Origin of the sequence: Ottowia thiooxydans (genome assembly GCF_040548795.1) — a bacterium.
Classification (GTDB): Bacteria; Pseudomonadota; Gammaproteobacteria; order Burkholderiales; family Burkholderiaceae_C; genus Ottowia; species Ottowia thiooxydans_A.
Genome location: NZ_JBEPSH010000004.1, coordinates 77,570 through 99,726, shown reverse-complemented (window position 1 = coordinate 99,726; position 22,157 = coordinate 77,570). Strand labels below are relative to the sequence as shown.

General features: G+C 59.9%; 16 protein-coding genes. 14 read left to right on the top strand and 2 right to left on the bottom strand.

Annotation, left to right across the window (positions count from 1 at the left end):
• The first annotated feature begins 29 nt into the window (after positions 1–29).
• The 4 genes from holA (at position 30) to ABIE13_RS10100 (ending at position 4,185) form a co-directional block, all read left to right on the top strand.
• Entirely contained in the window at positions 30–1,088 is a 1,059-nt protein-coding gene (holA, locus tag ABIE13_RS10115) for a DNA polymerase III subunit delta (RefSeq protein WP_354443024.1), read from the top strand.
• A gap of 304 nt (positions 1,089–1,392) precedes the next feature.
• Entirely contained in the window at positions 1,393–2,142 is a 750-nt protein-coding gene (locus tag ABIE13_RS10110; protein WP_354443023.1) for a TetR/AcrR family transcriptional regulator, read from the top strand.
• Between the two features lie 12 nt (positions 2,143–2,154).
• Positions 2,155–2,943 carry a cyclase family protein gene (locus tag ABIE13_RS10105; protein ID WP_354443022.1) on the top strand — a complete coding sequence of 263 codons (789 nt, stop codon included), beginning with the start codon at positions 2,155–2,157 and terminating at the stop codon, positions 2,941–2,943.
• A gap of 243 nt (positions 2,944–3,186) precedes the next feature.
• Entirely contained in the window at positions 3,187–4,185 is a 999-nt protein-coding gene (locus tag ABIE13_RS10100; protein ID WP_354443021.1) for a tripartite tricarboxylate transporter substrate binding protein, read from the top strand.
• 19 nt (positions 4,186–4,204) lie between these two features.
• Here ABIE13_RS10100 and ABIE13_RS10095 read toward each other — a convergent pair whose 3' ends face one another.
• Positions 4,205–5,197, bottom strand: coding sequence for a LysR family transcriptional regulator (locus ABIE13_RS10095; RefSeq protein WP_354443020.1), 993 nt, complete (start codon positions 5,195–5,197; stop codon positions 4,205–4,207).
• A 79-nt stretch (positions 5,198–5,276) separates the two neighbouring features.
• On the opposite strand from ABIE13_RS10095, the gene ABIE13_RS10090 reads away from it, so the two are divergent.
• From ABIE13_RS10090 to ABIE13_RS10045, 10 genes are all read left to right on the top strand, one after another.
• Positions 5,277–6,275: a Bug family tripartite tricarboxylate transporter substrate binding protein gene (locus ABIE13_RS10090; RefSeq protein WP_354443019.1), complete on the top strand. Its 999-nt coding sequence runs from the start codon at positions 5,277–5,279 to the stop codon at positions 6,273–6,275.
• The gene (locus tag ABIE13_RS10085; RefSeq protein WP_354443018.1) at positions 6,272–7,264 is read left to right on the top strand and encodes a hypothetical protein; all 993 of its coding nucleotides are present in this window, start codon (positions 6,272–6,274) and stop codon (positions 7,262–7,264) included. The genes ABIE13_RS10090 and ABIE13_RS10085 overlap by 4 nt, the downstream gene beginning before the upstream one ends.
• An 81-nt stretch (positions 7,265–7,345) precedes the next feature.
• On the top strand, positions 7,346–8,629 hold the full coding sequence (locus ABIE13_RS10080) for a glutamate-5-semialdehyde dehydrogenase (RefSeq protein WP_354443017.1): 1,284 nt from the start codon (positions 7,346–7,348) through the stop codon (positions 8,627–8,629).
• A gap of 77 nt (positions 8,630–8,706) precedes the next feature.
• On the top strand, positions 8,707–9,993 hold the full coding sequence (gene gshA, locus ABIE13_RS10075) for a glutamate--cysteine ligase (protein WP_354443016.1): 1,287 nt from the start codon (positions 8,707–8,709) through the stop codon (positions 9,991–9,993).
• Positions 9,994–10,097: 104 nt separating this feature from the next.
• Positions 10,098–10,775: a hypothetical protein gene (locus tag ABIE13_RS10070; RefSeq protein ID WP_354443015.1), complete on the top strand. Its 678-nt coding sequence runs from the start codon at positions 10,098–10,100 to the stop codon at positions 10,773–10,775.
• 766 nt (positions 10,776–11,541) lie between these two features.
• Positions 11,542–11,892, top strand: coding sequence for an Imm58 family immunity protein (locus ABIE13_RS10065; RefSeq protein ID WP_354443014.1), 351 nt, complete (start codon positions 11,542–11,544; stop codon positions 11,890–11,892).
• Positions 11,893–12,156: 264 nt separating this feature from the next.
• Positions 12,157–14,025 carry a potassium transporter Kup gene (locus ABIE13_RS10060; protein ID WP_354443013.1) on the top strand — a complete coding sequence of 623 codons (1,869 nt, stop codon included), beginning with the start codon at positions 12,157–12,159 and terminating at the stop codon, positions 14,023–14,025.
• 379 nt (positions 14,026–14,404) lie between these two features.
• The gene (locus ABIE13_RS10055; RefSeq protein WP_354443012.1) at positions 14,405–17,557 is read left to right on the top strand and encodes an IPTL-CTERM sorting domain-containing protein; all 3,153 of its coding nucleotides are present in this window, start codon (positions 14,405–14,407) and stop codon (positions 17,555–17,557) included.
• A 182-nt stretch (positions 17,558–17,739) separates the two neighbouring features.
• Complete coding sequence (locus tag ABIE13_RS10050; RefSeq protein WP_354443011.1) at positions 17,740–18,957, top strand: hypothetical protein; 1,218 nt, start codon at positions 17,740–17,742, stop codon at positions 18,955–18,957.
• A 353-nt stretch (positions 18,958–19,310) separates the two neighbouring features.
• Entirely contained in the window at positions 19,311–20,525 is a 1,215-nt protein-coding gene (locus tag ABIE13_RS10045; RefSeq protein WP_354443010.1) for a hypothetical protein, read from the top strand.
• A gap of 296 nt (positions 20,526–20,821) precedes the next feature.
• Here ABIE13_RS10045 and ABIE13_RS10040 read toward each other — a convergent pair whose 3' ends face one another.
• On the bottom strand, positions 20,822–22,024 hold the full coding sequence (locus ABIE13_RS10040; protein ID WP_354443009.1) for a CaiB/BaiF CoA transferase family protein: 1,203 nt from the start codon (positions 22,022–22,024) through the stop codon (positions 20,822–20,824).
• Positions 22,025–22,157: the final 133 nt, after the last annotated feature.

Here is a 22,157-nt window from a genome sequence, read left to right as displayed (position 1 = left end):
TATGGAAAGTCTGCTGGATCCTATTGCCCATGCAACTTGCCGTCGCCCAACTCTCTAATCACCTCAGCAAGGGCTTGCGCTCGCTTTATGTGCTGCACGGGGACGAAGCCTTGCTGGTGCAAGAGGCTGCGGACGCCATACGCTCGCACGCAAGGGCCCAAGGTTACGGTGAGCGCACGGTGCACACGGTGGCGGGTGCCCATTTCGACTGGAGCGCCGTGCTCGCTGCGGGCGCTTCCTTGAGTCTGTTTGCCGACAAGCAAATCGTGGAAGTCCGCATTCCTTCTGGAAAGCCGGGCAAGGAAGGTAGTGCCGCTCTGCAGCAGATGGCTGCCAGCTCCGTAGGAGACGACGCCACCCTGACGCTGGTGCTTCTGCCACGTCTGGACAAGGCCACGCGCAGCGGCGCATGGTTCGGCGCCCTGGAAGGCTCTGGCGTCACCCTTCAGATTGATTCGATAGAGCGGTCCGCGCTGCCGCAGTGGATTGCCCAGCGTCTGAACCTGCAAGGCCAGCGGGTGGCCGCTGGTGAAGAAGGCCAGCGGGCGCTGCAGTTTTTTGCCAACCGGGTGGAGGGCAACCTGCTGGCTGCCCACCAGGAAATTGCCAAGCTGGGCCTGCTGTATCCCGCTGGCGATTTGAGTTTTGAGCAAATCGAAGCGGCTGTCCTCAACGTGGCCCGCTACGATGTGTTCAAGCTTTCCGAAGCGGTTCTGGGGGGCCAGCGTGCAAGGGTGCAGCGCATGCTGGACGGCCTCAAAGCCGAGGGCGAAGCCGAGGTCCTTGTGCACTACGCCCTGTCCGAAGACATCCGCGCACTCAAACGCGTCAAAGACGCCATCGCCGAGGGCCGGCCACTACCGGTCGCCCTGAGGGAGCAGCGCATCTGGGGCCTGCGCGAGCGCCTGTTCGAACGCGTGCTGCCTCACTTGGGCGACACCACACTGGCCAACTTGCTGCATGCGGCTCAACAGGTCGATGGCATCGTCAAGGGTCTCAAAAGCCCAGGCTGGCCGGTAGAGCCCTGGCAAGCGCTTCATCGGCTGGCGCAGGGCCTGTGCGGGGCATGCGCGGCCGCACGTTCCTAGCCCAACAGCCTCGCAGGCGGCGCTGACGGCGCAGGGCGGCTCTTGTTCTTGGGTCGCTTCATTCGAATCGTGGCTGTGCAGGCATCGCTGGCTTGAAATTCGTGGCCTGCCTAGGTGACCTAAAGAACGACTTCATCCCGTAGAACGCTTCGAGCGTGTCACCGCTCGAGCGCATCGGCGCGCCTGCGTGACGCCCTTACGCGACCGTTCCAAACCAGGTTCCTGCTCATCGAGTGCTGCATATACGTAGTTTTACGTATTTTTTCTTCCTGATTCAAATTTATATTTCAAATATGAATTTGAAATGGGAACTGGCATCCGAATGAAGGGACGGGCAAACAACTCGTCTGGGCCCTCTGGACCATCTGAGGGGTCGACCCGGGCGCGGATCATCGCTGCAGCTCTCAGGGTCTTTGCCACGCGCGGCTTCGAGGCAGCCACGCTCAAAGAAATTACCCTGGCCAGCCAGACGAATGTGGCCGCCATTCATTACCACTTTGGCTCCAAGGAAGTGCTCATACAGGAGGTGCTGGCCTCGGTGGCCAACCCTATCAATCGCATGCGCCTGGAGTTACTGAATTCGGTGCCTGAGGGGCCGGAGCGAACGCTCGTTCACGTGGTTCGTTCGCTGGTGGCGCCACCGATTCATCTGAGTCTGGACTCTACGGGCGACGCCCGCTTGGTGACCCGCTTGCTGTTGCAGGCGCGGGCATTGCCCAGCGAGTTCACCTCCACCACCATTTTTGCCCAGTACGACGCCACTGCCCAGCACTTCGTGCAGGCACTCATGCACGCCACGCCCGGCTTGTCTCAGGAAGATGCCTACTGGCGCTACGCATTCGCGATTGGCGCCATGCACTACATCGTCAGTGAATCGGAAGCGGGCCACCACCGACTGCAACGCATCTCCGGCGGAGCGTGCGATACAAGCGACTCCGACGCCATTCTCAGCCAGCTAGTGGCCTTCGTGGTCGCAGGCTTTCAGGCACGCAGTCCTTCACCCGTAGCGGCAGGCACCCAGGGCCAGCACGGGAAGCCCCTCCATCTTTCATGAACCTATCAAATCATGGTACGACGCATCATTGACCTGTCGGTCACCCTTGAAGACAAGCCGACTTCCCCCGCGCACCACCGGCCGACCATTGAATATTCCAACCACGATGAATCGTGGCCGCTTTTCAGCAAGCTATTTCCTGGCATTGGGCCTGAATCCCTGCCGGAGGGCAAAGCCTGGGCGGTGGAGCGGATTTCGCTGTCTACCCATGCGGGCACCCACATGGATGCGCCGTGGCACTACCACCCCACCACAGACCATGCCCTGCAACCCGGCGGTCGTGCCAGTCCTGGCATTGACGAGGTGCCGCTCGATTGGTGCTTGCGCCCGGGAGTGAAGCTGGATTTTCGTCACTTCGAGGCAGGATATGTGGTCACGCCGGAAGACGTCGAAGCGGAATTGAAGCGCATCGGCTATGAGCTTCAGCCTCTGGATATTGTGGTGGCCAACACGCGTGCGGGTGCGCGCCAAGGCCAGGAAGACTATTGGGAAAGCGCGTGTGGGTTCGGACGCGCTGCAACGCTTTACTTGCTTGAAAGAGGCGTGCGCGTCGTGGGAACGGACTCCTACAGCTGGGACGCCGCGTTCAAATTCGTCGTGGAGCGCTTTCAACGAGACGGGGACCCTTCCATCATTTGGGAGGGCCACAAGGCGGGGCGCGATATTGGCTACTTCCAGATGGAAAAGCTCGCCAACCTGGATCAGCTTCCCTCCCACGGATTTCAGCTCAGCTGCTTTCCCATCAAGATCAAGCACAGCTCCGCAGGATGGGTTCGTGCGGTCGCTATCTTGAACGAATAGATCGTAAACACTTTCGTCCAGAGGCTTTCGGTCACCCTTTTCATTGCCGGGCCGTCCCCAAAATGAAAAGTGTCCCCTTGGGGGGCAGCGTACCTCGTGAAGCGGGGAAGCGTGGGGGCTATTTTCATTGCTGGGCCGTCCCCAAAATGAAAAGCCCCCTTGGGGGCGTACCTTGTGAAGTGGGGAAGCCTGGGGGCCATTTTTCAGTCCGTCGTCATAACTATTTTTCTCGAGGCATTACCTATGTTCCGCACACTCGCTCAGACCCCCCGCAGGCAATTCGTTCGCAACTCGCTGGCACTGCTGGCGGCTTCTCTGGCAGCGGGCGCCCCCACAGCGGCGTTCGCGCAGTCCTATCCCAGCCAGCCGATTCAGGTCGTGGTGCCTTTTCCAGCAGGCGGCATTGTGGATAACGTCACACGCAAGTTGGGCGTGCAGCTCAGTGCCTCGCTGGGGCAAACGATCGTGGTCGATAACAAAGCGGGCGCGGGCGGCTCCATCGGTGCGGCTCAGGTCGCTCGTGCCAAGCCTGATGGCTACACCTTGCTTTCAGCGTTCGATACGCATGCCGTCAACCCCTTGCTCTACAAGCTGCCTTTTGATTCCGAAAAAGACCTGAAGCCAGTGGTGCAGATCGCAACTTCGCCCTTGGTGCTGCTGGTGCACCCTTCTGTGCCCGCCAAGACCGTTGGTGAACTCGTGGCACTGGCTAAAGCCAAGCCGGAGCTGCTGAACTATGCGTCGACTGGCGCGGGCAGCTCCAACCATTTGACGGCGGAGCTTTTCAAATCCATCACGGGCGCCTCGATGCTGCACGTTCCGTACAAGGGCGGAGCTCCTGCCATCACGGACATTGTTGGTGGTCAGGTTCAGGTCATGTTCGTGAGCGTGACCTCGGTGCTCGGGCATATTCGCTCGGGCAAGCTGCGGCCGCTGGCGGTCACATCGAAAGAGCCTATTGCCGCATTGCCTGATGTGCCTGCGATCGGAGACACCTATAAGGGTTTTGAGGTGTATTCGTGGGTGGGACTACTGGCCCCTGCGGGCGTGTCCAACGACATCGTCGCGAAGCTGAATGCGAACGTGAATGCCGCGCTGAAGACGCCCGATATGCAGAAGTTTCTGGAGGACCAATCCTTGAAGCCAGTCGGGGGTACTCCTGAGCAGTTCGGAGCGTATATGAAGGCAGAGACGCAGAAATGGAAAGAGTTGATTCAACGGGCCAACATCAAGGTGGATTGAAGCCGTCGTTCAAAAGCCGCTATTCAGGTGCGCAGGGCTGGATCAATCCACTCTGAATGTGCGTCGTAACCAGTTGAGTGATCTCCGCTCTTAGCCACCGGTGCAGGGGCGACGCGTCTTGTCGTCTTGGCCAGGCCATGCGAAAGGTGACATGGCGCAGCGGCCGAGGCAGCCGACTGGTGGTCAGGGGAAACGTCTTTTTGTGAAGAATGGCTGCAAAGGCGGGCATCGTGGTGGCGTAGTCGCTTTCCATCAACACATGAGGACTGAGTTCGAAGCTGGCGATATAGGCTTCAAAACGGACTCGTCTGCCGGTGCCTTTGAGTGCGCGGTCAAAGTTGGTTCGCCGCCCGTGCATCTGCGTATAGGCAAACCAGCGCGCTTTGTCCATGTCGTCGAGTGTGAGTTGTTTGCGGCCCGCGAACGCGTGGCGAGGCCCCATCACAGCGACACGCTCATCGCTGAAGAGCGCCTTGGAGCTGAACCTTGCGGGCACATCAGCGAACAAGCCTATGGCGATATCTTGCGATTCGTTATCCAGTTGTCCAGGATCGAACTCGCCATGGATGGAGTGAAAAATCGGGGTGACTCCCGGCGCGCGCTGGGCCAACCTTTGCAACAAAGGGCCGGTGAGCAGCAGTTCCAGGTGAGCGGCCAAGCCAATGTTCACTACGCCGGTGACTTGAGCGGGTTCGAAGGTCTCTGCCCCTGCCAGGGCTTTGCCTAGCTCCCGCAGGGCGGCGCTCACAGCATCGTGCAAGGCCAGGGCACGCTCGGTCGGCACAAAGCGCCCTTTAACCGGTACGAGCAGGGCATCGTCAAACGCGTGACGCAGTTTTGCCAGATCGCGGCTGATGCCGGGTTGGGTTTTGTGCAGCACCACTGCCGCTTTGGTAGCGCTGCGGGTAGATAGCAACGTATCAAAGGTCAGGAGCAGGTTCAGATCGAGACGTCTTAGCGCGGCCAGGTTTTCCTGCATACCAAATTCGATATGGATTGCTTGCAATTTCATAATTAGACACGCAAAGCCCCACCTCCTAAAGTCCTGAATGGAAGATCAATTCAACAAGACTTGGCAATTGGAGACAAACATGACTTTCCCCCTGCTTCTCAAGCGCGCATCGAGCGCCGCTTTCGTGACGCTGGCCACGTTGGTCACATTGGCACTCGCCCCGGTTCCGGCGGCGGCCCAGAATTTCCCCAGCAAACCGATTCGCCTGGTCGTTCCGTTCCCGGCGGGTGGAACGCCGGACATCCTGAGCCGCATCCTGGGTGAGCATGTCGGCAGGTCACTGGGGCAGCCGGTGCTCGTTGAAAACCGTGGCGGCGCTGGTGGGAACATCGGCTCGCAGCAAGTGGCCAAGGCGGCACCTGACGGCTACACGTTGCTGGTCTGTGCCTTCAATTGTGCGGTGGCCCCATCCCTGTACAAACCCGCTCCGTTTGATCTCGCCAAGGATTTCGAGCCTGTGGCCTTGCTGGGTACGGTACCCAGCGTCCTGGTCATCAATCCCCAGGTCCCGGCCAAGACCCTCAAAGAGCTGATTGCCTATGCCAAGAACAATCCCAACAAGCTGAATGCGGCGTCATCGGGCGTGGGTGGCTCGGCGCACCTTGCTCTGGCGCTGCTGCGTAACCGCGCAGGCGTGGAGATTGCGCATGTGCCCTATAAGGGGGCTGGTCAGGTGGCCGGAGATCTGCTTGGCGGCCAGGTGGACATGTACTTCGACAATCTGCCCGCATCGCTTCAAAGCATTCGTGCGGGCAAACTGAGGGCGTTGGCCGTGGCCAGCAAGGCGCGTGCGGCCACCATTCCGGATGTTCCCACCTTCAGTGAAGAGGGCTTGAGCGATTTCCTGATCACGCCCTGGTTTGGAGTTTTGGCGCCAGCAGGTACGCCTGCGCCCATCGTGGCGAGCTTGAACAAGGCACTCAATGCGGCGTTGGTAGACCCTGCCGTAGGCAAACGACTGGAGGATCTGGGGGTGGTCACGCAACCCATGTCGCCTTCAGAACTGGGTCGCTTCATGTCTGAGGAGCTTCGCAATTGGGCTGCCGTGATTCGCAAGAACGACATCAAGGCCGAATGAGCATCGACAGAGAACAACCAGGCATGGCTCCTGGCGAAGGGGCTGCCCTATGTCTGCGGGACATGGGCGCATTCCATGTCGGCGGAGCCGCGCTGTCATTGAGTGATTTGCCCATCACCAAAAAAGTTCTCGCGGCAGGCGGAGAGCCCGTACGCATGGATCCCAATGGCACCTATTGGGTGGGGCAGATGTACGCCCAGTATTTCTTTCCTGCGCAACCATTGTCATCCGTGCCGCTGCAACTTTGGCATGGCGGTGGTTTGACCGGCGCTTGTTGGGAAACCACACCCGATGGCCGCCCGGGATGGCTGAACTACTTTCTTAGACAGGGATGGGATACCTACCTGTGTGATGCCGCCGAACGTGGCCGGGCCGGTTACGCGCCTGATCACGTCTGGGGCGCACCTATCTCGCAGACGGCTGAATCTGTGTTCGAGCGCTTCCGTATCGGTGAAGGAATCCATGGCCTGGACGAGCAGGGGCTGACGCAGCACGCCTTTCGAGGGGGGCAGTTTCCCGCTCACGCCTTCCCGAGCATGGTGCGCCAAATGGTGCCGCGCTGGGCCCATACCGATAGCGTGATTCTGGAGGCGTATGCCTCCCTGCTTGAGCGAACAGGGCCGTCCGTGGTGGTGTGCCATTCCCAGGGCGGGATGTTTGGTTTGACCCTGGCCATGGCTCAGCCGGATAAGTTTCGTGCCGTCGTCGCACTCGAGCCGGCCGCTGTACCGGCATCGTCTGAGCCCGGCACCCTCTATGACGTGCCTACCCTGATCATCCTGGGCGACAGGATAGAGACGGATGCAAGGTGGCCTTCCATCCGTGCGCGCATCAGGGAGTTTGCTGCACGCCACCCCAGCGTGGACATTCTGTCCTTGCCCGAACTTGGGATAACGGGAAACTCGCACATGTTGATGATGGATGCCAACAGCCAGCAGGTTGCGGGCCTCGTTCAGCAATGGCTGGCGCGCAAGCTGCTTTCCAGCTGAACGCGTAGACCGAACGGCGTCTTATCAGGCATCAAAGAACCTGCTCAGGTACGAAAACGGCGGTTCTGCGAAAATCTCTCCATGAACGCTCTAAATGTCGCCGAGACCATGCAACTGCTCGGCGTGCAGGCACGCCAGGCCTCCAGTGCCATGGCTCGCGCCTCCACGGCCGCTCGTAACCAAGCCCTGCGCGAATTGGCGCGGCTGCTGCGTGCCCATACCGACCCGCTGCAAATCGACAACGCGCGGGATCTGGAACGCGCCCGCGCTGCCGGCTTGGCAGAGCCCATGGTCGATCGGTTGAAGCTGACACCCAAAGTTCTGGAAACCTGCGCTCAGGGCTGCGAGCAGCTCGCCGCCATGCCCGACATCATCGGTGACATCGTCGGGCTCAAGCAGCAACCCAGCGGCATCCGGGTCGGGCAGATGCGGGTGCCTATCGGCGTCTTCGGCATGATCTACGAAAGCCGGCCCAACGTCACCATAGAGGCCGCTTCCCTGAGCATCAAGAGCGGAAACGCCTGCATACTGCGCGGCGGCTCTGAAGCCATCGATTCAAACAAGGCGCTTGCGGCCCTGGTGCGCCAGGCGCTGGCTGCGGCCGGTTTGCCCCAAGAGGCCGTGCAACTGGTACCCACCACGGATCGCGCTGCGGTGGGCCAGCTGATCACCATGCCCCAGTACGTGGATGTGATCATTCCACGTGGCGGCAAGGGCTTGATCGAGCGCATCAGCGCGGAAGCCAAAGTACCGGTCATCAAGCACCTGGACGGCAACTGCCACACCTATGTCGATGACTCATGCGACCTGGATCTCGCCGTGAAGGTGGTCGATAACGCCAAGACGCAGAAATACAGCCCTTGCAATGCCACGGAGAGCCTCCTGGTGGCGCGCGGCGTGGCGCAGGCATTCCTGCCCCGCATCGCGGCCGTTTTTGCCTCCAAGGGTGTAGAAATGCGCTGCGATGCCGAGTCTGCAGCCCTGCTGCGTTCGGGCGCAACGCCATTCTCGGTTTCAGATGCGCAGGAAAGCGACTGGTACGAGGAGTATCTGGCCCCCGTCATCAGCATCAAGATGGTTGCAGGTCTCGACGAAGCCATGGAGCACATCAACCGCTACGGCAGCCACCACACGGACGCCATTCTCACGCGGGATCACGTGCACGCACAGCGTTTTCTGCGTGAAGTGGATTCGGCCAGTGTGATGGTCAATGCCAGCACCCGGTTTGCCGATGGTTTCGAATACGGCCTGGGGGCGGAAATCGGTATCAGCACGGACAAATTCCACGCCCGCGGCCCCGTAGGCATCGAGGGCCTGACTTCCCTCAAATGGGTTGTTCTAGGTGAAGGTGAAATCCGTTCATAGAACAAGACAGGGCGCCTGATCATCCATACAGGCAAACCCACTACACTGGTGGGCTAATCCAATAAGCGCAATCGCCCATGGTCCCCCACCTCATTACTGCTCTGACCGGTCCCATCAACGAGTTGGAGCAGCGCATTCTCGATGCCACGCCGGTGATTGAGCGCTGGTTCCGCCTGGAGTGGATGGAACACACACCACCCCTGTATTGCTCGGTGGACATCCGCAATGCTGGCTTCAAACTGGCGCCAGTGGACACCAACTTGTATCCAGACGGCTGGAACAACCTCTCGCCAGATATTCTGCCGCTGGCAGTGCAGGCGGCTCAGGCGGCCATCGAGAAGATTTGCCCCGAGGCGCGGGGCCTGATGATCGTGCCGGAAAACGGCAAGCCGTCCAGCTTCTACCTGGCCAGCCTGGAGCGCTTGCAGCAGATTTTCCGCATGGCCGGGCTGAGCGTGCGCTTTGGCTCGATCGATCCCGCGCTCAAGAAATCTACGTCCATCAAGCTTCCGGACGGGGAAAAAATCACGCTGGAGCCAGCGCTCCGCATGAATTACCGGCTGGGTCTGAAAGATTTTGATCCCTGCACGATTTTGCTCAACAACGATCTTTCAGCCGGGCCACCGGGTATTCTGGAAGATCTCCATGAGCAGTACTTGCTACCGCCTTTGCAGGCTGGCTGGAGCGTTCGGCGCAAAAGCCGGCACTTCAGATCCTACGAAGAGGTCAGCAAGCGTTTCGGCAAATTGCTGGGCATCGATCCATGGCTGATCAACCCCATGTTCTCCTCATGCGGAGAGATCGACATCGATGAACCGGCCGGCATGGAATGCCTGCGCAGCGAAACCGACGCCCTGCTGGTGAAGATCCGCCGCAAGTACAAGGAATACGGCATCAACGAAAAACCGTTCGTGGTTGTCAAGGCCGACAGCGGTACGCGCGGCATGGGCATCATGACCATACGTGACGCCAAGGATCTCGATCAGTTCATCCGCAAGCCAGCTCGTGGCCGCACGGCGCCCCAAATGCCCGGCGGTGCCGTGCTCATCCAGGAAGGTGTCCTGACGAATGAGCGCATTCACGATGCTGTGGCCGAGCCTGTGGTCTACATGATAGACCGCTACGTAGTCGGTGGTTTTTACCGCGTGCATGCAGATCGCGGCGCGGATGAGAATCTCAATGCCCCCGGTGCGCACTTCGTTCCCCTGGCCTTCCCGGGTGGTAACCAACTGCCACGTTCGGGTGTGAAACCCGGCGCCAGCCCGCCCAACCGGTTCTATATGTACGGCGTGATTGGCCGCTTGGCCATGGTAGCGGCCAGCTACGAGCTTGAAGCGACGGATCCGGAAAACGTCATGGTCTGAGTGCCACCCATCTGAAATTAAATAATTAAGTATTAGTTTTTTAAAGATAAATGTAAAAAGGTAACTAAAATACGCTAATCTTCTGTTTTTGAAAACGAAGGTTTATGCGTAACATCGTGAGGCTTTTGAGCGAAGGGTCGTTCAAGCGTGTGGTGCAAGTTATCTCCTGTGCGGTGGTGCTGTGGGCTGCTCCCCAGGGGCATGCGATGGCTGCGGGAGTTGAAAATCATCGTTGCCCGCTCTCTGAGTGCGACCTACTGGCCAACGGCACTTACACAGGGGTCCTCATCGGCCGACTCGACTCGGTTTTGAGTGAAGAGCAAAGCAGCCAATTGCTGCGTGCGGCCCAGGCCCAGGGCCGCTGGACCGAGCTACCTACCGAAAACCAACAATTCATGCAGCGCATTCAGCCCGTTGGCATGCGAGTGCCTGACGGCGCTGGCGGCAGCTTGCGTGTCATCTCGCTCATGTCGATGGAGGAGAGTCAGGCGATGCCCTTGCGAAAGGGTGATCTGGTGCGCTTTCGTCCTCACGGCAGCACGACTGGAACTGCCGCGAATCCCGCGCCTTCAGACAGCGTGGCATTGGCTTACTGGAAAGCTGTCGGCTGCGTGACGGCGCTCTGCCGTGCGGATGACAAAGACTGCCAAGCGCCATACGTCGAAGGTGCCTGGCGTTTCACGGACGGTCAGCCCATCGAGCCACATACCGCCACACCCCTGACCCGGGGTCAACGGATCGACCCGTTGACTTATTTCCCCCAGGCTAACCGCTCCCCGTAGCTGAGGGCGGGCGGTTTTGGCATCGACGCGCCTTTTAGAAATATCAAAACGCTCACGCTGAGCTTGATGGGTCCCAAGCCTGCCGAAGGGGTCAAGCGCCTTGCAAGTCCTTTTCGACGGGCTCGGTGAACGGCATTTTTATTCCCGAAGTGCGAGGTTTCACAACCATCCGTTCACGTTGAGTTTCTATGGTTTTGGTCAAGCGGAGCTGGCGTTTGAACGAACTAAACCGTTCGGGCTGAGCTTGTCGAAGCCTTGCGCAACGCTTCGATCCTTCGGCAGGCTCAAGACAAGCCCAGCGCACTACCAACGGTTTATTTGTCCGAGCGCCCCGTTGAATAACCCTAATCGAACAGCGTGTAGCTGCCGCTGATAATGAAGCCTTTTCTATCTTGGGCGCGTTCATGGATACTGGAGATCGCCTTTCAAACGGCGGCTTGGTTGGCAGTGCTACTTGCCGTTTATTTCTCCTTTATGAGCAGTCAATGGTGGCCTGTTGCCATTGTTCTTGTGGTCGTTCTAACTATTGATGGGTTCTTAATCTGGCGACGATGGAAGCGAAAATCTAATTAGGTCGGGCTGAGCGGAGCCATGCACCACATGTAGGTTACTCAAGAGCGACCGACTCAATCGTGATGTCAACCAACTGTTTGTAACCGCGCGCGACCATCTCGGGAGAGTGCGGGTGGTGGTGGATGTCCAAGGCCAGGTAATGGGCAACCAGGACTACAGCCGCATTCGCTCAGGGTGTGGTAGGAGGAGGCTTGTGACCAAGAAAAGCGTATTTAATTCAAGGACCATCCTCACTGGTGCCTTAGTCGTATCGCTTCTCGCCTGCAGCATGTTTGCGTATTTATGGATCGACCGAGCGGCGTCGCTCACTTACGCCGAAGCTGGGAACCATTCGACCGAGCAAGCACGAGATTTGATGTTCACACTGCTTATCCATGAGTGGGCAGAACTCTCTGAGGAAGAGGTTTTGGGGCGACTCCAAGCCGAATCAGCGCGTCGTCCACAGGACAGAATTCTCGTGAAGCATGAACCGCTCGAGCACCTCATCTGGTTCGATGGCGTGCGATTTGAGTTCCAGGGCGGCGAACTCTCAAGGATACGGTAGCGATTGCCAAAGGCCCGTATCAAAAAGCAGTCCGAATACTCCTATGGCTATGTTGGCGGCCAGGCGCCGAGCTATAACATTCCAAAAGGTTGCGCAGCCGGGCAGCGAAAGTCAAGCGGATCTAAGAACGTGCTGGCTGCAACTGGTTGTTTTCACGCCTAAGGCCCGCCGTCAAGCGCTGGATGTCTCCCCTTTTTAGCTCAGCTGGCGCACAATAGCCCTCCTCGAAATCACCGCTTCGTCCGCCCGGATGGGGCTTTTTTTGTGTCCTCTTCGAAATCCGCATTGGTGCCCCTGGTTGTAGGTGCCATTGGTGTCGTCTATGGTGACATTGGCACCAGCGTCCTGTATTCGGTCAAAGAGGTTTTCGGCGGTGGCCACGTCGAATTCACGCCAGACAACGTTTATGGCGTGTTGTCGATGTTCTTCTGGACATTGACCACCATCGTTTCCCTCAAGTATGTGGTGCTGGTGCTGCGCGCCGACAACAACGGCGAAGGCGGGTTGGTGGCCATGCTCACCCTGGCCTCACGCGCTGTGGCGGACCGTCCGCGCATTCGCAACATCATGATGCCCATCGGCATCTTTGGGGCTTGCCTGTTCTATGGTGACGGCGTCATCACCCCCGCTATTACCATTTTGGGCGCTATGGAAGGCCTGGAGGTGGTGTCTCCCGCATTCAAGAGTTACGTCATTCCGCTCACGCTGGTGGTCTTGACCTTGCTCTTTGCCGTGCAAAAGAGCGGTACCGCAGGCATTGGCAAGTTTTTTGGCCCGGTGATGCTGGTGTGGTTTGCCGCGATCGCGGTGCTGGGCGCCTACCAGATCGCGGGTCATCCGGAGATCCTGCAGGCGCTCAACCCCTGGCACGCCTGGCTGTTTGCCTGGCATTACCCGGGCCTTACCTTTATCTTGCTCGGCGCTATTGTGCTGTGCGTCACCGGTGCTGAAGCTCTGTACGCGGACATGGGCCACTTTGGCAAGAAGCCTATCCGCATCGCCTGGTTCACTATCGCCATGCCGGCGCTCACCCTGAATTATTTTGGCCAAGGCGCCTTGCTGCTGGCCGAGCCTGCGGCCAAGTCCAATCCATTTTTCATGATGGCCCCAGACTGGGCCCAATTGCCGCTGGTGGTGCTGGCCACAGCCGCAGCCGTGATCGCTTCGCAAGCACTTATCTCCGGCGCGTTCAGTGTGACCAAGCAAGTTGTGCAGCTGGGGTACCTGCCGCGTCTGCAGGTTCTGCATACCAATGTCAAGGAAGCCGGCCAGATATACATGCCCTTGGTCAACTGGACCTTGTTTGCGTTGATCGTCCTGGCCGTCGGCATGTTCCGCACCTCGGGCAATCTGGCGGCGGCCTATGGGATTGCTGTCACCACGGACATGTTGATCACCACCGTGTTGACCTTCTTTGTGATCCGCTACGCCTGGAAATTGCCGCTGCTGGTGTGCGTGGCTGCGACCGGATTTTTCTTTGCGGTCGATATCCTGTTCTGGGCGTCCAACCTGCTCAAGCTCTTCCACGGCGGCTGGTTCCCGCTGGTCATTGCGGGCGCCATTTTCACTTTGATGTTGACCTGGCGTGACGGCCGGACTCTGCTCAATGAGTCACTGCGCGCCACTTCCATTGGCCTGAGCGATTTTCTTGACGCCATCTTCATTGCACCACCGCAGCGTGTAGCGGGGACGGCTGTGTTCCTGGCAGCAGAGCCGGGCGTGGTGCCCAACGCGTTGATGCACAACCTCAAGCACAACAAGGTCCTGCACGAGCAGAACCTGTTCGTTACCGTGCGCAACCACGAGGTGCCCTGGGTGGGCATGGACAAGCGCATCGAGGTGGAGTCGCTGGGTCGCCATTGCTGGCAGGTGGTCATTCACTATGGGTTCAAGAACGATCCGGACCTGCCCAAGGCGCTGGAACACATCACTGGGCGGGGCATTGATCTCAACCCGATGACGACCAGCTACTTCCTGTCGCGAGATATCGTGAGCCCGACCTTCGGCGAGGGTATGTCCCCCTGGCGGGAAAAGCTCTTCGCGCAGATGCACCACAACGCCAGCGCGGCGGCGGAGTTCATGAACCTGCCCAGCAATGCGGTGGTGGAATTGGGCTCCAAAGTCGAGATTTAGGCACCCTGAAGCGTTAGCGTGCCTTCCCTTATGCCAGCTCGGCGACCATCTGATGGTGACTCCCTCTGCCTCTGCGAGAGCCTGATGCAGGTGTGCCTTTCGGTTTGAGTCCTCGAACCCGCGGCTGTGAGCTGCAAGCAGTTTCCCCCGGCATTGGCGGCTTAGCAGCTGAAACTGTCATATCAAGAGCCCGTATTGCTCAATTTGCAATTGCCAGCAATGAAAAAGGCTTCATACGGAGTTGTGAGAGCTTAAAAAACCCCCTCGTGTAGCCCATTCGGGCTGCATACAAACGCGTTGCAACGCGCTTAAATCAGTCAACTGAATTTATTTCAGGCGAGGCACGGGCATCCATGGCCAGATATACGCCGGGGGGGAAATGACTTCATTCAAAAAACAGGAACTGTTTCAGAATCACGCCCGTTGTATCGACTCGGTTCTGTGGAATCGCTGGCTGCGCCTGCTAGGAGTCCTAGGGTTGTTGCTTGCAGTGCTGGCACCTACGGCTCATGCGCAGTCCATCACGGATCCATGGGAGCGGGTGGGGGGACTACCGTCGTTGATCGTGGGTCCGGCGTCGTACACCTCGCTGTCTTTCGGCCCTGATGGCAAGCCCTATGTGGCTTATATGGACATTGTCAATGGCAACAAAGCCAGCGTGATGCGTTTAAACAGCGCGGGCACCGCGTGGGAGGCTGTGGGTGCAGCGGGGTTTTCGGCGGGAGGGGCGTTTTACACCTCTCTGTCTTTCGGCCCTGATGGCAAGCCCTATGTGGTTTATGCGGACAGTGCCAATGGCAACAAAGCCAGCGTAATGCGTTTGAATAGCGCGGGCACGGTGTGGGAGCCAGTGGGTGCTGCAGGGTTTTCGGCGGGTGCGGCGTATTACACCTCGCTGGCTTTCAGCCCTGGCCCTGATGGCAAGCCCTATGTGGCTTATCGGGACGAAGCCAATGGCGACAAAGTCAGCGTGATGCGTTTGAACAGCGCGGGCACGGCGTGGGAGCCAGTGGGTGCGGCAGGGTTTTCGGGGGGGGTGGCGTTCTACGCCTCGCTGGCTTTCAGCCCTGGCCCTGATGGCAAGCCCTATGTGGCTTATGCGGACGCTGCCAATGGCGGCAAAGTCAGCGTGATGCGGTTTAACAGCGCGGGCGCGGTGTGGGAGGCGGTGGGTGCGGTAGGGTTTTCTGCGCGTCCGGCGTCTCACACCTCGCTGTCTTTCGGCCCTGATGGCAGTCCCTATGTGGCTTATGTGGACGCTGCCAATGGCGACAGCGCCAACGTGATGCGTTTGGACAGCACGGGCACGGTGTGGGAGGTAGTGGGTGCACCGGGGTTTTCGGCGGGAGGGGCGCCCTACACCTCGCTGTCTTTCGGCGCGGATGGCAAGCCCTATGTGGCTTATCAGGACGCTGCCAATGGCTACAAAGCCAGCGTGATGCGTTTGAACAGCACGGGCACGGCGTGGGAGGTAGTGGGTATGCCAGGGTTTTCGGCGGGTGAGGCGTACTACACCTCGCTGTCTTTCAGCCCTGGCCCTGATGGCAAGCCCTATTTGGCCTATATGGACAATGCCAATGGCAACAAAGCCAGCGTGATGCGCTTGAATAGCGCGGGCACGGCGTGGGAAGCTGTAGGTGTAGCGGGGTATTCGGCGGGTGGGGCGAATGACCCCTCGCTGGCTTTTGGCCCTGGCCCTGATGGCAAGCCCTATGTGGCATATCAGGACGATGTCAAGGGCGGCAAAGCCAGCGTGATACGTTTGAACAGCGCGGGAACGGCGTGGGAGGCGGTAGGTGTGGCAGGGTTTTCGGCAGGTGTTGCGTATGACCACTCGCTGGCTTTTGGGCCTGGCCCAGATGGCCAGCCCTATGTGGCTTATCGGGACGAGGTCAATGGCTACAAAGCCAGTGTGATGCGTTTGAACAGCGCGGGCACGGCGTGGGGGGGTGTAGGTGCGCCAGGTTTTTCGGCCGGCGAGGCGCAATACATCTCGCTGTCTTTCGGCCCAGATGGCAAGCCCTATGTGGCTTATCAGGACGCTGCCTATGGCTACAAAGCCAGCGTGATGCGTTTGAATAGCACGGGCTCGGGGTGGGAGGTAGTGGGTGTGCCAGGGTTTTCTGCCGATGTGGCGAATGACGTCTCGCTGTCTTTCGGCGCCGATGGCAAGCCCTACGTGGCTTATCGGGACGAAGCCCATAGCAGCAAGGCCAGCGTGATGCGTTTGAACAGCGAGGGCACGGCGTGGGAGGCAGTGGGTGGGGCAGGGTTTTCGGCGGGTGCGGCGTATTACACCTCGCTGGCTTTCAACCCAGGCCCAGATGGCAAACCCTATGTGGCTTATTGGGACAATGCCGATGACGGCAAAGCCAGCGTGATGCGTTTGAACAGCGAGGGTACGGCGTGGGAGGCAGTGGGTGGGGCAGGGTTTTCGGCGGGTGCGGCGTATTACACCTCGCTGGCTTTCAGCCCAGGCCCAGATGGCAAGCCCTACGTGGCTTATCGGGACGATGTCAATGGCGGCAAAGCCAGTGTGATGCGTTTGAACAGCGCGGGTACGGCGTGGGAGGCAGTGGGTGCGGCAGGGTTTTCGGCGGGTGTAGCCGATTTCACCTCGCTGTCTTTCGGCCCAGATGGCAAGGCCTATTTGGTTTATCGGGACAGTGCCCATGGCAACATCGTCACAGTGATGCGCTGGACGGGAACTACCGCAGCTGCACAAAGCATCAGCTTCCCCGCGCAAACGGTGGCCAGTCGTGCCTTCGCAGCGGGCAGTACGTTTGAGATTGCTCCGGTGGCGGTGGCCAGCTCTGGCTTGCCAGTGAGTTACGAAAGCACCACACCCGCAGTCTGCACGATCAGCGGCACGACGGTCACCATGACCGGCGTTGGTGCATGCACGGTGCTGGCCCGTCAAGCAGGCGATGTGGCATGGCAGCCTGCGACGGATGCCAGCCAAAGCATCAGCATTTTGGCCAACCTCAGCTGGAGCGGCCCTATGCCTGGCGTGATTGGTGACGTCCACGTGGCTTTCAGTGGCGCCAGCGCCAGCTGCACCATAGACCCCGCGCAGACTGGCTTTGCTGCGGCCACTGGGCAGATGCAAACGGGCTTGCAGGCGCAATACCCTGGAGCCACGCTGCCAAACGGAGTGTTTGCCTTCCGCGCTTCTGGATGTGCAGGCGATACGCTGACAGTCACCATCACCTACCCGGAGGCGGTGTCGGCGCAGAATCTATGGCTCAAATGGGGCCCGGCCGCCAGCGGCCAGGCCAGCAGCTGGTTCAACCCAGGCGTGCAGGTGTCTGGTGGGCGCACGGTCGTGAGCTATTCGGTCACCGATGACGGCGCGGGCGATTCTGAGAGCACGCAACCGGGCGTCATCGCGGACCCATTGGCCATTGTGCAGCCGGCTGCCAGCCCGATTCTGTCAACACCCACACCGGTGCCTACGCTGCATCAATGGATGGTGCTGCTGATGGCGGTGGCTGCAGCGCTGATGGGGGCGCGTGCAGTGAGGCGCCGCTGACGCAATGTGAAGAGGGCTTAGCCGGCACCGCAATACCCGTGTTTGAAACTTCGGTTGAAAGCGCGGGTATTTTGCTTTGGCGACGTCTCACGCCCTCGGACGGCATCAAGGCGTCTATCGCAAAGCATTTGGAAGTAATACTATGGTGTTAAAATATCATTTTTGATTTCTGCCTTTTCACTGTGAATTCAGCGTTGTGCAAAGCTTTTCCTACTGCTCTCGGCACTGTGGTGCTCAAGCGCTGCCTCTGCGGGTTGGGGCTTCTGTGGTTGCTGTTTGCGTGGCAGGCCTTTGCTGCCCCTGCGCAGCCGGCTTCAGATTCTTGGGAGGTGGTGGGAGCGCCAGGATTTTCGGCAGGCCCGGCGGGGTTCACTTCTCTGGCATTCGGCCCAGACGGAAGGCCCTACGTAGCTTTTGTAGACATGGCCCAAGGCGATAAGGCCAGCGTGATGCGTCTGAACATCGCTGGCACGGCGTGGGAGGCTGTAGGCAGGTCAGGGTTCTCGGAGGGCGGAGTGCATGGGACTTCGCTGGCTTTTGGCCCAGACGGCAAGCCCTATGTGGCTTATCAGGATGGCGCCCATGGCGGCAAAGCCAGTGTGATGCGTTTGAACAGTGCCGGCACAGCTTGGGAGTCCGTCGGTGGTGCAGGGTTTTCCGTAGGTGTCGCGTCTGATACTTCTCTGGCATTCGGTCCTGACGGTAGGCCTTATGTCGTGTTTATGGACCACGGACTCCGTGGCAAGGCGAGCGTGATGCGATTGAACGGCTCGAGCACGGCGTGGGAGCCAGTGGGTGGGGGCGGGTTGTCTGCAAGAGCAGCGGTTTTCACCTCACTGGCATTCAGCCCGGATGGCACGCCTTATGTGGCGTATGTAGACACTGCCCATGGCGGAAAAGCCAGCGTGATGCGTTTAGACCGCGCGGGCACGGCCTGGGAGACCGTGGGCGGGGCAGGATTTTCGGAGAGCGAGATGATTCACCCCTCGCTGGCGTTTGGCAGAGACGGCAGGCCCTATGTGGCTTATGGAGCCGGTGCCAATGGCCAGAAATCCGGCGTGATGCGATTGAACAACTCCGGTACGGCTTGGGAGGCAGTAAGTGGCACAAGGTTTCCTGCAGGTTCTATAGGGTTTATTTCGCTGGCGTTTGGCCCAGACGGCAAGCCTTATGTGGCTTTTATTGACGTGGCCCATGGCTATAAAGCCAGCGCGATGCGATTGAACAACGTAGGTGGGGCGTGGGAGACACTCGGTGGCACAGGGTTTTCGGTGGGTGAAGCAACTTACACCTCGCTGGCATTCGGCCCCGATGGCAAGCCCTATGTCGCTTATCGCGACGAGGCCAAGGGCGGCAAAGCTACCGTGATGCGCTCGACGGCCCCTGCATGGGCTTATTAGAAAGCCCTCGACTGCCACCCCGCCACCCGGCCGGCGTTGTCCGCGAAAGCACCCCACCCGCCGTTTGTACAGTCAGCGGCACGTTGGTCACCATGGTTGGCCCTGGCGCTTGCAGGGTGCTCGCCCGTCAAGCAGGCGAAGTGGCATGGCAGCCTGCGACTGATGCCTGCCAAAACCTCGCTTCCCGGAGCAGGCAGAGGGTTGCGGGCCAACGCGTGAGAACAGACCCCTCGCGTTGAGCAGCGGAAGCTGCCACCGCCTGAAAGGCACACAGACATCAAGACGTCATCGCAGGGCTTCCATAAGTAACACTATTGTGTTGCCTTGCAATTTTTCATACCTGCCTTTTCACTGTGAATTCAGCGATGCGCAAAGCCTTTCCTGCTGCTCTCGGCACTGCGGTGCTCAAGCGCTGCCTCCGCGGGGTAGGCCTTCTGTGGTTGCTGTTTGCGTGGCAGGTCTTTGCCGCCCCTGCGCAGCCGGCTTCAGACTCGTGGGAAGTGGTGGGAGTGCCAGGATTTTCGGCAGGACCGGCGGGGTTCACTTCTCTGGCATTCGGCCCTGACGGCAGGCCCTATGTAGCTTTTGTAGACACGGCCCAAGGCGATAAGGCCAGCGTGATGCGTTTGAACATCGATGGCACGGCGTGGGAGGCTGTCGGTGGGACAGGGTTCTCGAAGGGCGGGGTATATGAGACTTCGCTGGCTTTTGGTCCAGACGGCAAGCCCTATGTGGCTTATCGGGATGGCGCCCATGGCGGCAAAGCCAGCGTAATGCGTTTGAACAGTGCTGGTACAGCTTGGGAGGCCGTCGGTGCTGCAGGGTTTTCTGTGGGTACTGCGTCCGACGCCTCCCTCGCGTTCGGTCCTGACGGCAGGCCCTATATAGCCTTTTTGGACCATGGAATCCAGGCCAAAGCCAGGGTGATGCGTTTGAACTCGGCGGGCACGGCGTGGGAAGCAGTGGGTAGGTCTGAGCTTTCCAAGGGTGCCGCGGTTTTTACATCGCTGGCGTTCAGCCCTGAAGGCCGGCCCCATGTGGCTTTTGCGGACCGGAGCCATGGCAGCAAAGCGCGCGTGGTGCGACTGAATAGTGCGGGGACGGGGTTGGAGTCCGTGGGCGGCGGAGGTTTTTCCTCCCATACTGCGGTATGTACCTCGTTGGCTTTCGGCCCTGACGGCAAGCCCTACGTGGCTTTTGCAAGCAAGGCCGATGAGCATAAAGCCAGCGTGATGCGCTTGAACCGCGCGGGAACTGCGTGGGAGACAGTGGGCGGGGCAGGTTTTTCCTCCGGTCCTGCGGTTTTTACCTCGCTGGCGTTCGGCCACGACGGCAAACCTTACGTGGCGTATGCGGACGTTGCCAACAGCTATACAGCCAAACTAATGGGATTGAACGACGAGGGCAAGGCGTGGGAGGTCGTGGGCGAAAAGCTCTCTGCCGACGGCGTGGTCTACACGTCGCTGGCGTTCGGCCCTGATGGCAGTCCCTATGTGGCTTTTTGGGATCACGCCCATGGCGGCAAAGCCACTGTGATGCGCTGGACAGGCCCTGGTTTCGGCAATTGACTTGCCCAGTTGCCAGTTCGGCCTCGCCAGCCATCGACGCGGTCAGCGGCTCGGGGCTATTTGGGGGGCGCCCGGCGCAGGGGCAGCGGACCACGCGAAGCGGGCAAGCGTGGGGGCCATATTTCATCGCTGGGCCGCTCCCGAGATGAAATGCGGCCCCCTCGGGGGGCAGCGGACCACGCGAAGCGGGCAAGCGTGGGGGCCTTATTTCATCGCTGGGCCGCTCCCGAGATGAAATGCGGCCCCCTTGGGGGGGCAGCGGACCACGCGAAGCGGGCAAGCGTGGGGGCCAATTTTTACTGGATGATCTTCTTCTCGCGCAAACGCCCAATCTGCTCGGACGACAGGCCCATCTCACTCAGTACGGCGTCTGTATCGTCCCCTACGTGTGGCGCACTGGTGCGAATGGTGCCCGGAGTACCTGAGAGTTTGGGCACGATGCCAGGGACCTCCACGGTGTAGCCATCGCGCGTGGTTTGCTGGAGGATCATGTCGCGGGCTCTGTAGTGCGGGTCTTCGGCAATGTCCTTGGCGGTGTAGACCTTGCCTGCGGGTACGCGTGCGGCGGCCAGCTCAGTGGTCACGGTCAGCACGGTACGGGTCTGTGTCCAGGCGCCGATGGCGGCGTCAATTTCTGCCACCCTCGCCACCCGGCCGGCGTTGTCGGCCAGATCGGGTGCTTGCGCGAGGTCCGCTCGACCAATGGCCTGCATCAGCCGTTTGAAGATGCTGTCGCCGTTGCCAGCCACCAGCACCCAGCCGTCCTGGCAAGGATAGGCATTGGAAGGCGCGATGCCCGGCAATGCGCTTCCTGCGGGCTCACGCACAGCGCCGAAGGCGCTGTATTCAGGGATCAGGCTCTCCATCACGTTGAACACTGCCTCGTGCAAGGCCACATCCACCACCTGGCCCCGTCCGCCCTGTACTTTGCGATGGTAGAGCGCTGTCAGCACACCAATTACGCCATGCAGCGCCGCCAGGGTATCGCCGATGGAAACCCCCACACGCACAGGCACACGGCCAGGCTCGGCCGTGAGGTGGCGCAGGCCACCCATGGCCTCACCCACGACACCGAAACCGGGCAAATCGCGGTAGGGCCCGGTCTGCCCATATCCTGAAATGCGCAGAATCACCAGGCCCGGGTTGAGCGCGTGCAACTGCTCGGGAGACATGTCCCAGCCTTCCAAGGTACCAGGCCGGAAATTCTCAACCAGAACGTCGGCCTCGGCAATCAGCTGCCGCGCCAGCGCCTGACCCTCAGCCTGGCGAAGATCAAGCGCCAGAGAGCGTTTGTTGCGCGATTGCACCTGCCACCACACCGACGTGCCGTTCTTGATGAGGCGCCAGTTGCGAAGGGGATCACCGGCACCCGGAGGTTCAATCTTGATCACCTCGGCGCCAAACTCGCCCAGCGTTTTGCTGGCGAAGGGCCCCGCAATGAGCTGGCCCATTTCGATCACGCGAACACCGGCCAGGGCGGCGGGGGTGGAACTGCTCATGTGTTTGTGTCTCCTCGATCGGGGTGCGGGTTGCCGAAAATGATGCATTTTCTCTTGCCATTCCGGGGCCCGTCACGGAGATCCCTGCAGGGCGCCGCCCGACTAGATCGTAAACAGGTTCCAAATCCCTCTT